15 protein-coding genes are annotated in these 13401 nt (G+C 68.7%); 5 read left to right on the forward strand and 10 right to left on the reverse strand.

Annotated elements, in window-relative coordinates; all coding sequences use genetic code 11:
* Positions 1-4: 4 nt before the first annotated feature.
* The 10 genes from nusB to gatC all read right to left on the reverse strand — a co-directional run bounded on the left by nusB (position 5) and on the right by gatC (position 7635).
* Positions 5-496 (reverse strand): transcription antitermination factor NusB, encoded by a 492-nt coding sequence (nusB, locus tag ACE3OU_RS09765; protein ID WP_374241369.1) that lies wholly within the window; start codon positions 494-496, stop codon positions 5-7.
* Positions 493-963, reverse strand: coding sequence for a 6,7-dimethyl-8-ribityllumazine synthase (gene ribH / locus ACE3OU_RS09770; protein ID WP_374241370.1), 471 nt, complete (start codon positions 961-963; stop codon positions 493-495). Before ribH ends, nusB begins: the two co-directional genes overlap by 4 nt.
* A gap of 36 nt (positions 964-999) precedes the next feature.
* Complete coding sequence (ribBA, locus tag ACE3OU_RS09775) at positions 1000-2100, reverse strand: bifunctional 3,4-dihydroxy-2-butanone-4-phosphate synthase/GTP cyclohydrolase II (protein ID WP_374241371.1); 1101 nt, start codon at positions 2098-2100, stop codon at positions 1000-1002.
* Complete coding sequence (locus ACE3OU_RS09780) at positions 2097-2717, reverse strand: riboflavin synthase (RefSeq protein ID WP_374241372.1); 621 nt, start codon at positions 2715-2717, stop codon at positions 2097-2099. The genes ribBA and ACE3OU_RS09780 overlap by 4 nt, the downstream gene beginning before the upstream one ends.
* A gap of 130 nt (positions 2718-2847) precedes the next feature.
* A complete protein-coding gene (locus tag ACE3OU_RS09785; protein ID WP_374241373.1) occupies positions 2848-3282 on the reverse strand; it encodes a CBS domain-containing protein in 435 nt (144 codons plus the stop codon).
* 38 nt (positions 3283-3320) lie between these two features.
* Entirely contained in the window at positions 3321-3455 is a 135-nt protein-coding gene (locus ACE3OU_RS09790; protein ID WP_374241374.1) for a hypothetical protein, read from the reverse strand.
* 233 nt (positions 3456-3688) lie between these two features.
* Positions 3689-5227: an Asp-tRNA(Asn)/Glu-tRNA(Gln) amidotransferase subunit GatB gene (gene gatB / locus ACE3OU_RS09795; RefSeq protein WP_374241375.1), complete on the reverse strand. Its 1539-nt coding sequence runs from the start codon at positions 5225-5227 to the stop codon at positions 3689-3691.
* A 30-nt stretch (positions 5228-5257) separates the two neighbouring features.
* A complete protein-coding gene (locus ACE3OU_RS09800) occupies positions 5258-5758 on the reverse strand; it encodes a hypothetical protein (RefSeq protein WP_374241376.1) in 501 nt (166 codons plus the stop codon).
* On the reverse strand, positions 5758-7278 hold the full coding sequence (gatA, locus tag ACE3OU_RS09805; RefSeq protein ID WP_374241377.1) for an Asp-tRNA(Asn)/Glu-tRNA(Gln) amidotransferase subunit GatA: 1521 nt from the start codon (positions 7276-7278) through the stop codon (positions 5758-5760). The genes ACE3OU_RS09800 and gatA overlap by 1 nt, the downstream gene beginning before the upstream one ends.
* 69 nt (positions 7279-7347) lie before the next feature.
* Positions 7348-7635, reverse strand: coding sequence for an Asp-tRNA(Asn)/Glu-tRNA(Gln) amidotransferase subunit GatC (gatC, locus tag ACE3OU_RS09810; RefSeq protein ID WP_374241378.1), 288 nt, complete (start codon positions 7633-7635; stop codon positions 7348-7350).
* Positions 7636-7742: 107 nt separating this feature from the next.
* Here gatC and ACE3OU_RS09815 point away from each other — a divergent pair, with 107 nt between their 5' ends.
* The 5 genes from ACE3OU_RS09815 to rodA all read left to right on the forward strand — a co-directional run bounded on the left by ACE3OU_RS09815 (position 7743) and on the right by rodA (position 13377).
* Positions 7743-8786 (forward strand): rod shape-determining protein, encoded by a 1044-nt coding sequence (locus ACE3OU_RS09815; RefSeq protein ID WP_298598724.1) that lies wholly within the window; start codon positions 7743-7745, stop codon positions 8784-8786.
* Positions 8787-8899: 113 nt separating this feature from the next.
* Positions 8900-9817: a rod shape-determining protein MreC gene (gene mreC / locus ACE3OU_RS09820; RefSeq protein ID WP_374241379.1), complete on the forward strand. Its 918-nt coding sequence runs from the start codon at positions 8900-8902 to the stop codon at positions 9815-9817.
* Between the two features lie 3 nt (positions 9818-9820).
* Entirely contained in the window at positions 9821-10342 is a 522-nt protein-coding gene (gene mreD / locus ACE3OU_RS09825; protein ID WP_374241380.1) for a rod shape-determining protein MreD, read from the forward strand.
* Positions 10343-10348: 6 nt separating this feature from the next.
* Positions 10349-12241, forward strand: a complete 1893-nt coding sequence (gene mrdA, locus ACE3OU_RS09830) for a penicillin-binding protein 2 (protein WP_374241381.1) — start codon at positions 10349-10351, stop codon at positions 12239-12241.
* The gene (gene rodA, locus ACE3OU_RS09835; RefSeq protein ID WP_374241382.1) at positions 12238-13377 is read left to right on the forward strand and encodes a rod shape-determining protein RodA; all 1140 of its coding nucleotides are present in this window, start codon (positions 12238-12240) and stop codon (positions 13375-13377) included. The genes mrdA and rodA overlap by 4 nt, the downstream gene beginning before the upstream one ends.
* The last annotated feature ends 24 nt before the right edge of the window (positions 13378-13401 follow it).

The following is a 13401-nucleotide window of genomic DNA, read 5'->3' on the forward strand; positions in this document are numbered from 1 at the left end:
GGGCTCAGGCGGGCTGGTCGCCGCCCTGCTTGCCGGCGCGGGCGGCGCGGCGCTGCAGCTGGTTGGCCTCGAACTCCTCGGGGCGCAGGCGGGCGGCGAGCTTGTCGAGCACGCCGTTCACGAAGCGGTGGCCGTCGGTGCCGCCGTAGCCCTTGGCGAGCTCGATGGCCTCGTTGATGATCACCCGGTAGGGGGTTTCGGGGCGATGCACCATCTCGAAGGTGCCCATCAGCAGGATGCCGCGCTCGATCGGCGACAGCTCGTTGAGCTGGCGGTCGATGAAGGGCGCGAAGCCCACCTGCAGCTCGGCGGCGTTGCCGATGGTGCCACGCAGCAGGCCCAGGAAGAGGTCGCGGTCGCACTTGTCGAAGCCGCCGACCTCGGCCATCTGGCTCTCGATGGCGGTGAGGGCGGACTGGTTGAGCAGCCACTGGTAGACGCCCTGCAGCGCGAACTCGCGGGCGCGGCGGCGGGGGGATTTGGGCGCGGCGCTCATGCCAGGGCCTTCAGCAGGCGGGCCATCTCGACGGCGGCCTGGGCGCAGTCGGCGCCCTTGACCTGCATGCGGGAGAGGGCCTGGTCGTCGTCCTCGGTGGTGAGGATGCCGTTGGCGATGGGCACGCCGGTGTCGAGGGTGACGCGGGTGATGCCGGCGCCCTGCTCGTTGGAGACCAGCTCGAAGTGGTAGGTCTCGCCGCGGATCACCGCGCCGAGGGCGACCAGCGCATCGAAGCGGCCGCTTCTGGCCATGGTCTGAAGGGTGAGCGGGGCTTCGAGGGCGCCGGGCACGGTGGCGATGGTGATGTCGCCGGCGGCGACGCCGAGGCGCAGCAGCTCGTCGGTGCAGGCCGACAGCAGGCCTTCGCAGACGTCGAGGTTGAAGCGGCACATGACGACGCCGACCTTGAGGCCGCTGCCGTCGAGGTTGGGGGCGATTTCGGGGATGTTGTCGTAGCGGGGCATGGGATTACCTGGAATATGAGGGCGGCGCGTCGGGGCTCAGGCCTCGGCGGGGAGGTGGCCGACGACCGTGAGGCCGAAGCCGGCCATGCTGGGGATCTTGCGCGGGTTGGCCATCAGGCGCATCTGGCCGACGTTGAGCTCGCGGAGGATCTGGGCGCCGATGCCGAAGAGGCGCGGGTCCCACTTCTGGGCGGGCTTGGGCGCGCGGGTGTCGGCGTCGAGCTGGGCGAGGAGGTCTTCGCCGCTCTGCGGGCTGTAGAGCAGCACCATCACGCCGTGGCCGTGTTCGGCGATGCGCGCCAGCGCGGTGTCGACGGGGAAGCTGTGGCGGCCGCTGCGGGGGTCGAGGAAGTCGAGCACCGAGACGGGTTCGTGGACGCGCACCAGGGTTTCGACCGCCGGGTCGATGCGGCCATGGACCATCGCCAGGTGCACGTCGCCGGAGGTCTTGTCCTTGAAGGCGCACAGGCGGAAGGGGCCGTGGGGGGTGTCGACGGTTTTCTCGCTGACCTTCTCGACCAGCTTCTCGGTGCGCGCGCGGTACTCGATGAGGTCGCGGATGGCGCCGATCTTGAGGCCGTGGGTGGCGGCGAACTCGATGAGCTGGGGCAGCCGCGACATGGTGCCGTCGTCGTTCATGATCTCGCAGATCACCGAGGCGGGCTCGAGCCCGGCGATGCCGGCCAGGTCGCAGCCGGCCTCGGTGTGGCCGGCGCGGATCAGCACGCCGCCCGGCTTGGCCATGATCGGGAAGATGTGCCCCGGCTGCACGATGTCGGCGGCCTTGGCGTGGCGGGCCACCGCGGCCTGCACGGTGCGCGCCCGGTCGGCGGCGGAGATGCCGGTGGTGACGCCCTCGGCGGCCTCGATCGACACCGTGAAGGCGGTCGAGAACTGGCTGCGGTTGTCCCGCGCCATCTGGTTGATGCCGAGCTGGCGGCAGCGCTCTTCGGTGAGGGTCAGGCAGATCAGGCCGCGGGCGTGCTTGGCCATGAAGTTGATCGCCTCGGGGGTGATGTGCTCGGCGGCGATGACGATGTCGCCTTCGTTTTCACGGTCTTCTTCGTCGACGAGTACGACCATCTTGCCGGCCTTGATGTCGGCGATGATGTCCTGGATCGGGGCGAGTGCGCTCATGCGGGGGTTCCTTCGGTGCCGGGGTTTTCGTCGCGCCAGGCCAGCATGCGTTCCATGTAGCGGGCGATCAGGTCGATCTCAAGGTTCACGTTGCTGCCGGCGGCGACGCGCTTGAGGGTGGTGACCTGGACGGTGTGGGGGATCAGGTTGATCGAGAAGTCGCGGCCCTCGACCCGGTTGACGGTGAGGCTGACGCCGTCGACGGTGATCGAGCCCTTCTTGGCGATGTAGCCGGCCAGCGCCGCCGGGGCGCGGATCACCAGCTCGTGGCTCTCGCCGACGGGCTCGAACTTCTGCACGACGCCGATGCCGTCCACGTGGCCGCTGACCAGGTGGCCGCCGAGGCGGTCGGAGAGGCGCAGCGCCTTCTCGAGGTTGACCTCGCCCGGCGCGGCCAGGCCCACGGTGCAGTTGAGGGTTTCGCGGGAGACGTCGAACTGCACGGTGTTGCCGGTGTGGGCGATCACCGTGAGGCACACGCCGTTGTTGGCGATGCTGTCGCCGAGCTGGACGTCGGAGAGGTCGAGGCTGCCGACATCGACGGTCAGGCGGACGCCGTCTTCGAGGGGCGAGACCTGCTGGATGCGGCCGATGGCAGCAACGATTCCGGAGAACATGGGATGGCCTCAGGGAGCTAAAACCGCAATTTTAGGCGATTTCAGCGCCCGGCTGGCGGTTTGTGCGGCAAACGGAAGAGCCCGGAGGGCCCGCGCGGGGCCGTCCGGGCCGGTGGGCCGGGGGTGGGCTTCAGAGGATCTCGGCGAGGTGGTCGCGTTCCTGGCGTTCCCGCTCGAACTGGAGGATCTCGAGGCCGAGGGCGTTGCGGGCCGACACCATGCCCACCGGGCGGCCGTCCTCGACCACCGGCAGGTGGCGGAAGCCGCCCTCGAACATCAGGTGCAGCGCGTGGCCGAGGGTCTTGTCGGGGGTGGCGGTCTGCAGCTTGTCGGTCATCACCGCGGCGAGCGGGGTCTGCTCGGGGGCGAGGCCGCGGGCGACGACCCGGTTGAGCGCGTCGCGTTCGGTGAACAGGCCGATCAGCCGGCCGCTGTCGTCCACCACCAGGATGGCGCCGACGGATTGCTCGGCCATCGCGACGGCGGCCGCGCGGACGCTGGTGTCGCGCCGGGCGGTGACGAGGGTCTGGCCGGTGATGACCTGGCGCAGGGTTCGGTTGGGCATGGGGGTCTCCTCTGGTGCGTGCTGGGTGGCGGCGCGGGTCAGGCGCCGGGACGGGGGGCGGCCGGTTTGCTGATCTCCGGCTTCGTGTTCTTGGAGGTGTTCTCGCCGCAGGCCTGGGCTCCGGCCGCGAAGCCGAGGGCGAGGGCGAGCAGGAGGGCGATCTGGCGGGTCATGGGGGTCTCCTGGTGGCTGGGATTATTTGTGATGGATGTTGCGGGAGCGTTTCGCCGGGCGGCGGCGTCGCGCCGGCGGCCCGACGGGCCCGCCGCAATCCGCGGCCTTGCCATGGGATGACAGGCAAAAAGCCAAAAAGCTCCCGGCCGATGCGATCGGGTGGCTACGCGCGGTGCACGAAAAACGGGCCGCCTCCCGGAGGAGCGCGGCCCGTCGTGGGGGAGGGCGTGCCTCAGCCCAGCTTCTTCTTCAGGATCTCGTTCACCTGGGCCGGGTTGGCCTTGCCCTTGCTGGCCTTCATGCACTGGCCGACCAGCGCGTTGAAGGCCTTCTCCTTGCCGGCGCGGAACTCGTCCACCGACTTCTGGTTGGCGGCCAGCACCTCGTCGATGATCGCCTCGATGGCGCCGCTGTCGGTGACCTGCTTGAGGCCCAAACTCTCGATTAGTCCGTCAATGCTAGTTTCGATAGGTGCGATGTTGCCGCCTGTAGCACTTAGCTGCCCGATAGTCGCTGCGCCGTAGGCGAAGGAGCCTTGCTGTCGCATGCTTTCCCACATGTGTGCAAACAGGGTCTTGGCTCCCGCGTTGCTGATTGTCCCGTCGGCAATTTTGAGGACAATGCCGGCCAGCTGGGCGGCGCTCACCGGGCTGGCGCCGATGTCGAGCTCGGCCTTGTTGAGGCGCGCGGCGAGTTCGCCCATCACCCAGTTGGCGCAGGCCTTGGCGTTGGCGGCGCCGGCGGCAGCGACCACGGCCTGGTAGTACTCGGCCACCTCGCGGCTGGCGGTGAGGGTGGTGGCGTCGTAGGCAGACAGCCCGTATTCGCCCTGGAAGCGGGCCGACAGCGCGGCGGGCAGCTCGGGCAGCTCGCCCTTCACGCGGGCGATCCAGTCGCTGTCGATCACCAGCGGCAGCAGGTCGGGGTCGGGGAAGTAGCGGTAGTCGTGGGCGTCTTCCTTGCTGCGCATGGCGCGGGTCTCGCCGCTGTCGGGGTCGAACAGCACGGTGGCCTGCTGGACCTTGCCGCCGTCCTCGATGAGGTCGATCTGCCACTGCACCTCGTAGTCGATGGCCTGCTGCAGGAAGCGGAAGCTGTTGAGGTTCTTGATCTCGCGGCGGGTGCCGAACTCGGCCTGGCCGCGCGGTCGCACCGAGACGTTGGCGTCGCAGCGGAAGGAGCCTTCCTGCATGTTGCCGTCGCAGATGTCGATCCAGCGCACCAGCGCGTGCAGCGCGCGGGCGTAGGCGACGGCCTCGGCCGACGAGCGCATGTCGGGCTCGGAGACGATCTCGAGCAGCGGCGTGCCGGCGCGGTTGAGGTCGATCCCGGTCATGCCGTGGAAGTCTTCGTGCAGGCTCTTGCCGGCGTCCTCCTCGAGGTGGGCGCGGGTGAGGTTGACGACCTTCTCGTAGGCGCCGCCCTTGCCGTCGGGGACCAGGATGGTGATCGCGCCGCCCTGCACCACGGGCAGCTCGAACTGGCTGATCTGGTAGCCCTTGGGGAGGTCGGGGTAGAAGTAGTTCTTGCGGGCGAAGATGCTCTTCGGGGCCACCGTGGCGCCGATCGCCAGGCCGAAGCGGATGGCCCGCTCGACGGCGCCCTTGTTGAGCACCGGCAGCACGCCGGGCAGCGCGATGTCGACGCCGCAGGCCTGCACGTTGGGCTCGGCGCCGAAGGCGGTGCTGGCGCCCGAGAAGATCTTGGATTGCGTGTTGAGCTGGGTGTGGATCTCCAGCCCGATGACGACTTCCCAGTCGGTTCTGCTCATGTTTGTTCTCTGGATTCCGGTTCGTTCAGTTCAGTCGCATTGGCCGGTGGCCTTGTCGATCAGCAGCGGCCACACGTAGTCGTGGGCGCTCGCGGGGGCGCACATCTGGTGGCAGTCGGCGAAGGCCACGGTGACCTGGTTGGCCTGTTCCCAGATGTGGATGCGGCAGTCGCGCGGGCCGGCGAGCTCGACCGAGGGCAGGGCCTGGGTCTGGCGGAAGCTGGCCAGGTCGTAGCGGCAGCTGCCGCGCTTGGGCATGGTCAGCTCGATCTTGAGGGCGTTGACCCTGGAGTTGGCGATGTCCACCGTCGCCTTGCCGAAGTTGCCGGTCTCGTCGCGGAAGTTGCACTGGGTGCTTACCGAGAAGGTGCGCAGCGGCATCGGCTTGAGGCGGCCCTTCCCGGCGGCCGGGGCGTCGGCGGCGCTGCCCGGCCCGGTGCGGTCGCCGCCCGGTGCCAGGTCGGGGAGCGTCGAGCAGCCGGCCAGGCCGGCGAGCAGCCCGGCGAGGGCGAGGTGGCGCAGGGCGGGCATCAGGCGTCCTGCAGCGCCGGCGCGCGGGTGTGCCAGTCGGTGGCCTGCTGGAACTGGTGGGCGGCGTTCAGCAGGCGGGCCTCGCCGAAGTAGTTGCCGATCAGCTGCAGGCCCACCGGCAGGCCGCCGGCGCCGAAGCCGGCCGGGTGCGACAGGGCGGGCAGGCCGGCCAGGTTGACGGCCACCGTGTAGATGTCGCCGAGGTACATCTGCACCGGGTCGGACGTCTTCTCGCCGAGGCCGTAGGCGACGGTGGGGTTGGTCGGGCCGGCGATGATGTCGCACTGCGCGAAGGCGGCGGCGAAATCCTGGGCGATCAGGCGGCGCAGCTTCTGCGCCTTGATGTAGTAGGCGTCGTAGTAGCCGTGGGAGAGCACGTAGGTGCCCACCAGGATGCGCCGCTTGACCTCGGCGCCGAAGCCTTCGGCGCGGCTCTTGCAGTACATGTCGTTGAGGTCGGTGTACTCGGCGGCGCGGTGGCCGTAGCGCACGCCGTCGAAGCGGCTGAGGTTGGAGCTGGCCTCGGCCGGGGCGATCACGTAGTAGGCCGGGATCGCCAGGCGGGCGTTGGGCAGGCTGACCTCGACCAGGGTGGCGCCGAGCCGGCGGTATTCGGCGATGGCGGCGTCGACGGCGGCGCGCACGTCGGCGGACATGCCCTCGGCGAAGAACTCACGGGGCAGGCCGATGCGCAGGCCGGCGAGGGGGCGTGCCGGATCTTCAGGAACTCGGGAAATCTCGCGGGTTAAATCACCAAGATCTCGGTTCGGAATTTCCCGCATCTTCTCATCAAGGGATGTTCCTAAAAAACTCGTGGAGTCTTTCTCGTCCAATCCAATCATTGCATTGAGCAGCAGGGCGCAGTCTTCGGCCGAGCGGGCGAAGGCGCCGCCCTGGTCCAGCGACGAGGCGTAGGCGATCATGCCGAAGCGCGACACCGTGCCGTAGGTGGGCTTGATGCCGGTGATGCCGCACAGGGCGGCCGGCTGGCGCACCGAGCCGCCGGTGTCGGTGCCGGTGGCGATCGGCACCATGCGCGCCGCCACCGCGGCGGCCGAGCCGCCCGACGAGCCGCCGGGCACCTTGGTGGTGTCCCAGGGGTTGCGGGTGGCGCCGAAATGGGAGCTCTCGTTGGAGGAGCCCATTGCGAACTCGTCCATGTTGGTCTTGCCGACCATCACCGCGCCGGCCTGTTTGAGCAGTCTGACCACGTGGGCGTCGTAGGGGGCCGCGAAGTTGGCGAGCATCTTCGAGCCGCAGGTGGTGAGCACGCCCTCGGTGCAGAAGACGTCCTTGTGGGCGAGGGGGATGCCGGTGAGCGGGCCGGCGCTGCCTTCGGCGAGGCGCGCGTCGGCGGCGCGGGCGGCGGCGAGGGCGCCGGCCTCGTCGACGGTGACGAAGGCGTTGATCTGGCCGTCGCGGGCCTTGATGCGGGCGAGGCTGTCGGTGGCCAGTTCGACGGCGGAGACGGTCTTGGCGCGGAGGGCCGCGGCGATGTCCTTGAGGCTGGAATCAATCATGGGCGTGGACGACGATGGATGCGTGACGGGGCGCAGGCCGGGGCCGGCGCCGGGGTTCGGGGCGGCGGCTTACTCGATGACCTTGGGCACCAGGTACAGCCCGGCCTCGGTCTGCGGTGCCACGGCCTGGAAGGCGGCGCGGCGGTCGGTTTCGGTGACCCGGTCCTCGCGCAGGCGCTGGGCGAGCTCCTGGGGGTGGCTCATGGGCTCGACGCCGTCGGTGTCGACCGCCTGCATCTCCTCGATGAGGCTGAAAATCCCGTTCAGTTTGGCCTGCGTGGCCTCGAGTTCGCCGGCGGCGAGTTCGAGGCGGGCGAGCTTGGCGATGTGGCGGACTTCATCGAGGGAAAGTGACATGGCAATTTACAAAGTTGCTTAAACGACAAAGGTTTGTAGGTTATCATAAGCGATTCTGTTGCCCCAATTCCCAACCCCTCCAACGGTTTCTCCGGGATTTTTCTCCGATGTTTGGTTCTCTGCGCTCTTATTTTTCGAACGATCTCGCCATCGACCTCGGCACCGCCAACACCCTGATCTACGTGCGTGGCAAGGGCATCGTCCTTGACGAACCCTCCGTGGTGGCGATCCGCACCGAGGGCGGGCCGAACGCCAAGAAAACCATCCTCGCGGTGGGCATGTCGGCCAAGCAGATGCTGGGCAAGACGCCGGGCAACATCACCGCCATCCGCCCCATGAAGGACGGCGTGATCGCCGACTTCACGGTGACCGAGCAGATGCTCAAGCAGTTCATCAAGAAGGTCCACGACACCCGCCTGTTCTCGCCGAGCCCGCGCATCATCATCTGCGTGCCCTGCGGCTCGACCCAGGTGGAGCGCCGGGCGATCCGCGAATCGGCCCTGGGCGCCGGCGCCAGCAATGTGTACCTCATCGAGGAGCCGATGGCCGCGGCGATCGGCGCCGGCATGCCGGTGGCCGACGCAACCGGCTCGATGGTCGTCGACATCGGCGGCGGCACCACCGAGGTGGGCGTGATCTCGCTGGGCGGCATGGTGTATGCGGGCTCGATCCGCGTCGGCGGCGACAAGTTCGACGAGGCCATCGTCAACTACATCCGCCGCAACTACGGCATGCTGATCGGCGAGACCACCGCCGAATCCATCAAGAAGGGCATCGGCTCGGCCTTCCCGGGCTCCGAGGTGCAGGAGATGGAGGTCAAGGGCCGCAACCTGGCCGAAGGCATCCCGCGCGCCTTCACGATCTCCTCCAACGAGATTCTCGAGGCCCTCGCCGAGCCGCTCAACCAGATCGTCTCGGCGGTCAAGATCGCCCTCGAGCAGACCCCGCCCGAACTCGGCGCCGACATCGCCGAGCGCGGCATGGTGCTCACCGGCGGTGGCGCGCTGCTGCGCGACCTCGATCGCCTGCTGATGGAAGAGACCGGTCTGCCGGTGATCGTCGCCGACGAGCCGCTGACCTGCGTGGTGCGCGGCTGCGGCATGGCCCTCGAAAAGATGGACCAGCTCGGCTCCATCTTCACCAGCGAATAAGTATCGGCTGAACGGCCGGGCGCCCGCGTGAATCCCCCGATCCACCGCGTGCGCCAGCGACCCGGGCGCGTCCCGGGTCGTGCCGTTTACCGAGCGACCTGATCCCGCCTGCCGTGGTCGGCCATTCGCCTCCTCCCTTCTTCAAGCGCGGGCCGGCTCCGCTGGCCAAGCTCGTCTTCTTCGGGCTGGTCTCGCTGGCGCTGCTGGTCTCCGACCTCAATCTGCGCTACCTCGAGGCCTTCCGCCAGGGGCTGTCGGTGCTGGCCTACCCGCTGCAGATGGCGGCTGCCACGCCGGCCGACTTCGTGCGCAACGCCTCCGACTACTTCTCGTCGCTGGTGCGCCTGCAGATCGAGAACAAGGAGCTGAAGAGCCGCCAGCTGCAGGGGGCCGAGCGCATGCTGCGCCTCGAGCAGCTGGAGCTCGAGAACCGCCACCTCCGTTCCCTCCTCGACGCGCGGGAGCGCCAGCCGGTGAAGTCGGTGGTGGCGGAGATCATGTACACCGCCAAGGATCCGTTCTCGCGCAAGGTCATCCTCGACAAGGGCGACCAGGCCGGCATCGCCGCCGGCCAGGCGGTGGTGGACGAATCCGGCGTGATCGGCCAGATCACCCGCGTCTTTCCGATGCAGTCCGAGCTTACCCTGCTCACCGACAAGGACCAGGCGATCCCGGTGATGATCGTGCGCAGCGGCCTGCGGGCGGTGCTGTTCGGCTCGGGCAACGGCCTCATGGAGCTGCGCTATCTGGCCGCCAACGCCGACGTGCAGCCGGGCGACAGGGTCGTCACCTCGGGCCTCGACGGCGTCTTCCTGCCCGGCCTGCCGGTGGCCACGGTGGTCAAGGTGGAGCGCGACCAGGCCCAGACCTTCGCCCGCATCCCGTGCCTGCCCGCCGCCGGGGTCGAGCAGTTCAGCCACGTGCTGGTGCTGGGGCACCGGGAGAGCCTGCCGCCGCGGCCGCCGGAGCCCGAGGCGATCAACAAGGGCAAGGGTGGCAAGGGTCGCAAGGCCAGGGCCGCCAAGGAGTAAGCCGTGCAACCCACCCACCGTTCGCGCCGAATCCTGCTCCCGGTGAAGATGTGGTTCGTCTATCTGACCCTCTTCATCGCGCTGTTCCTCAACTACATCCCCACCGGCCACCTGCCGGCGGTGCCGGATTTCGTCGCCCTGGTGCTGGCCTTCTGGTGCGTCCGGGAGCCCCTCAAGATCGGCATCGGTGCGGGCTTCGTGTTCGGGCTGCTGACCGACGTCGGGGTCGGCGCGGCCCTCGGCCAGCATGCCTTTGCCTATGTGCTGCTGGCCTATGCCGCCAACGAGCTGTCGCGTCGGGTGCTGTGGTTCACGCCGGTCGAGCAGGCCCTGCACGTACTGCCGCTGCTGTTCATGTCCCAGGTGGTGATGGTGGTGGTGCGCCTGATGGCCGGCGCCGAGTTCCCGGGCTGGTGGATGTTCTTCGGCGCCTTCGTCGCCGCGCTGCTGTGGATCCCGCTGCATTACGTGCTGCTGCTGCCCCAGTACCAGCCGGTCTCGCGTGACGAGAACCGGCCGATCTAGCGCGCCATGACCGTCATCCGCACGTCCGAGCAGGAGCTCGCCCGCTTCCGCGGCCGCCTGGCGGTGGCCGGGGTGGTCGCGCTGCTGTGTTTCGGGCTGCTCGTGGCGCGCTTCTTCTACCTGCAGGTGGTCCGCTACGACTACTACTCGACCCGCGCCGAGGATAACCGCATCTCGCTGGTGCCCATCGTGCCCAACCGCGGGCTGATCACCGATCGCAACGGCACGGTGCTGGCGCGCAACTATTCGGCCTACACCCTGGAGGTCACCCCCTCCAAGATCGCCGACCTGGACGCCACCATCGAGGAGCTCGCCAAGCTGGTGGACATCCAGCCCAAGGACCGGCGCCGCCTGCGCAAGCTGATGGACGAGAGCAAGAGCTTCGAGTCCCTGCCGCTGCGCAACCGCCTCTCCGACGAGGAGGTGGCCCGCTTCGTGGCCCAGCGCTACCGCTTCCCGGGGGTCGAGCTCAAGGCGCGGCTGTTCCGCGACTATCCGCTGGGCAGCTTCGCGTCCCACGTGATCGGCTACATCGGCCGCATCAACGACCGCGACCTCGAGCGCATCGAGGAGAGCGACGACGCCGCCAACTACCGGGGCACCGACCACATCGGCAAGTCGGGCCTCGAGAAGAGCTACGAGCGCGACCTGCACGGCATCACCGGCTTCGAGGAGGTCGAGGTGGATTCCGGCGGCCGCGCCGTGCGCCTCCTGCGGCGCACCCCGGCGATCCCGGGCAACAACGTCGTCCTGACCCTCGACCTCAAGCTGCAGGAGATCGTCGAGAAGGCCTTCGGCAACCGCCGCGGCGCGCTGGTGGCCATCGAGCCCTCCACCGGCGGGGTGCTGGCGATGGTGTCCACGCCCACCTTCGACCCCAACCTGTTCGTCGACGGCATCGCCCCCCAGGACTGGGACCAGCTCAACACCGACATCGACAAGCCGCTCCTCAACCGGGCCATCTACAGCGCCTACCCGCCAGGCTCCACCTTCAAGCCCTTCATGGCCCTCGGCGCGCTCACCATCGGCAAGCGCACCCCGGGCCAGGTCCTCGCCGACCCCGGCTACTTCAATTACGGTGGTCACCGCTTCATGGACGACAAGGCCGGCGGTCATGGGCCCGTCGACCTCTACAAGTCCATCGTGGTGTCGTGCAACACCTACTACTACGTGCTCGCCAACGACATGGGGATCGACGCGATCGCCAACTTCATGCGTCCGTTCGGCTTCGGCCAGCGCTCGGGCGTCGACCTCCCCGGCGAGGCCGAGGGCGTGCTGCCGTCGCCCGAATGGAAGAAGCGCCGCTTCAAGCGCCCGGAGCAGCAGAAGTGGTTCGGCGGCGAGACCATCTCGGTGGGCATCGGCCAGGGCTACAACGCCTACACGCCGCTGCAGCTGGCCCAGGCGCTGGCCGCGATGGTGAACAACGGCGTGCTCTACCGGCCCCACATCGCCCGCCACGTGGTCGATGCCAAGACCGGCGAGAAGCGGACCATCGAGCCGGAGCCCCTGCGCACCATCCCCCTCAAGCAGGCCCACATCGACCTCGTCAAGCGCGCGATGGTCGGCGTGAACAAGGCCGGCACGGGCTCCCGCGCGTTTGCCGGGGCGCCCTACGAGGTGGGCGGCAAGACCGGTACGGCGCAGGTCTACTCGCTGAAGGGCGGCAAGTACGTGGAGGGCCGCGTGGCCGAGCGCCTGCGTGACCACTCGTGGTTCATCGCCTTCGCGCCGGCCGACAAGCCGGTCATCGCGCTGGCCGTGCTGGTCGAGAACGGCGGCTTCGGTGCCCAGTCCGCCGCGCCGATCGCCCGCCAGGCCCTCGACTACTACCTGCTCGGCAAGGTGCCGGCGGGCATCGCCGCCGAGGATCCGGCGGCCGAGGAGTCGGCGGAATGAACCCGCGCCTCGACCCCCGCCGCTGGCTGCGTTATCTGCTGGCCCCCCTCGACGGCCCGTTGACCCTGCTGCTGCTGATCCTGGTCGGCTACGCGACGGTGGTGATGGTGAGCGCTTCGCCGGAGCGCCTCGGGATGCTGGCGCTCAACACGGGCGTGGCCTTCGTGGTGATGTGGGTCGCCGCCAGGACGCCGCCCTCGCGCATGATGAGCGCCGCCCTGCCGCTCTACGTCGTCGGGGTGCTGCTGCTGATCGCCGTGGCGCTGTTCGGCGACGTCTCGAAGGGCGCCCGGCGCTGGCTCAACATCGGCGTGACCCGCATCCAGCCGTCCGAGCTGCTCAAGATCGCCGTCCCCTTGACCCTCGCGTGGTACTTCCAGAGCCGCGAGGGCATGCTGCGGGCGAAGGACTTCTTCATCGCCGCCGGCCTGCTGCTGCTGCCCGTCGCGCTGATCGCCAAGCAGCCCGACCTCGGCACGGCGATCCTCGTCGCGGCGGCCGGTTTCTACGTGCTGTTCTTTGCCGGCCTGGCCTGGCGCCTGATCCTGCCCGTCGCGCTGGTGGGCATCGTCGGCATCGGCGCCATCGTCGCGATGGGCGACACCATCTGCCAGCCGGGCGTCGAGTGGCCGGGCCTGCGGGAATACCAGAAGCACCGGGTGTGCACCCTGCTCGACCCCACCTCCGACCCCCTCGGCAAGGGCTTTCACATCATCCAGTCCACCATCGCGATCGGCTCCGGCGGCGTGTTCGGCAAGGGGTGGGGCAGGGGCACCCAGACCCACCTGGACTTCCTGCCCGAACGGCATACCGACTTCATCTTCGCGGTGCTCACCGAGGAATTCGGGCTTGCCGGTGCGCTGTTTCTTGTTGTAGTCTATATATTATTGATTTTACGCGGTCTTTTTATTGCCGCTGGTGCCCCGACCCTGTTCTCGCGCCTTCTCGCCGGCGCACTGACGCTGATCCTCTTCACTTACGCGTTCGTCAACATGGGTATGGTGAGCGGAATCCTCCCGGTTGTGGGGGTTCCGCTGCCCTTCGTCAGTTACGGTGGCACTGCACTCGTTACCCTGTGTCTTGGCGTCGGAATGCTCATGAGCATCCAGCGCCATCGCCGCCGGGTAGGTACCTGAACCCGCGCGCGCCTGGCTGCGCGT

The sequence above is a fragment of the Zoogloea sp. genome, from assembly GCF_041908905.1.
Lineage (GTDB): Bacteria > Pseudomonadota > Gammaproteobacteria > Burkholderiales > Rhodocyclaceae > Zoogloea.

Coding starts and splice junctions, on each gene's coding strand:
- nusB (WP_374241369.1), bottom strand. CDS start 496: ATGAGCGCCGCGCCCAAATCCCCCCGCCGCCGCGCCCGCGAGTTCGCG.
- ribH (WP_374241370.1), bottom strand. CDS start 963: ATGCCCCGCTACGACAACATCCCCGAAATCGCCCCCAACCTCGACGGC.
- ribBA (WP_374241371.1), bottom strand. CDS start 2,100: ATGAGCGCACTCGCCCCGATCCAGGACATCATCGCCGACATCAAGGCC.
- ACE3OU_RS09780 (WP_374241372.1), bottom strand. CDS start 2,717: ATGTTCTCCGGAATCGTTGCTGCCATCGGCCGCATCCAGCAGGTCTCG.
- ACE3OU_RS09785 (WP_374241373.1), bottom strand. CDS start 3,282: ATGCCCAACCGAACCCTGCGCCAGGTCATCACCGGCCAGACCCTCGTC.
- ACE3OU_RS09790 (WP_374241374.1), bottom strand. CDS start 3,455: ATGACCCGCCAGATCGCCCTCCTGCTCGCCCTCGCCCTCGGCTTCGCG.
- gatB (WP_374241375.1), bottom strand. CDS start 5,227: ATGAGCAGAACCGACTGGGAAGTCGTCATCGGGCTGGAGATCCACACC.
- ACE3OU_RS09800 (WP_374241376.1), bottom strand. CDS start 5,758: ATGCCCGCCCTGCGCCACCTCGCCCTCGCCGGGCTGCTCGCCGGCCTG.
- gatA (WP_374241377.1), bottom strand. CDS start 7,278: ATGATTGATTCCAGCCTCAAGGACATCGCCGCGGCCCTCCGCGCCAAG.
- gatC (WP_374241378.1), bottom strand. CDS start 7,635: ATGTCACTTTCCCTCGATGAAGTCCGCCACATCGCCAAGCTCGCCCGC.
- ACE3OU_RS09815 (WP_298598724.1), top strand. CDS start 7,743: ATGTTTGGTTCTCTGCGCTCTTATTTTTCGAACGATCTCGCCATCGAC.
- mrdA (WP_374241381.1), top strand. CDS start 10,349: ATGACCGTCATCCGCACGTCCGAGCAGGAGCTCGCCCGCTTCCGCGGC.
- rodA (WP_374241382.1), top strand. CDS start 12,238: ATGAACCCGCGCCTCGACCCCCGCCGCTGGCTGCGTTATCTGCTGGCC.